The 540-nt window shown below is 48.1% G+C and carries 1 rRNA gene; it reads right to left on the minus strand.

The features are described from left to right. Nucleotides 1-523 (minus strand): 23S ribosomal RNA (locus DW297_RS02705); the annotation flags it as partial. Nucleotides 524-540 lie beyond the last annotated feature (17 nt).

Consider the following 540-nt stretch of genomic DNA (forward strand, 5'->3'; position numbering starts at 1 on the left):
CACCTTTCCCTCACGGTACTGGTTCACTATCGATCACTAGGGAGTATTTAGCCTTGGGAGATGGTCCTCCCAGATTCCGACGGAATTTCACGTGTTCCGCCGTACTCAGGATACATTCAAGAGAGAACGAAGTTTCGACTACGGGGTTGTTACCCTCTACGACGGACCTTTCCAGGTCGCTTCGTCTACCTCGTTCCTTTGTAACTCCGTATAGAATGTCCTACAACCCCAAGAGGCAAGCCTCTTGGTTTGGGCTATGTTCCGTTTCGCTCGCCGCTACTCAGGAAATCGCATTTGCTTTCTCTTCCTCCAGGTACTTAGATGTTTCAGTTCCCTGGGTCTGTCTTCCTTACCCTATGTATTCAGATAAGGATACCATACCATTACGTATGGTGGGTTTCCCCATTCGGAAATCTTCGGATCAAAGCTTACTTACAGCTCCCCGAAGCATATCGGCGTTAGTCCCGTCCTTCATCGACTCCTAGTGTCAAGGCATCCACCGTGCGCCCTTTCTAACTTAACCAAACTAAAATTAAAAAA

The organism is Microbacterium sp. PF5, from assembly GCF_004794315.1.
In the GTDB taxonomy this organism is placed as follows: domain Bacteria; phylum Actinomycetota; class Actinomycetes; order Actinomycetales; family Microbacteriaceae; genus Microbacterium; species Microbacterium sufflavum.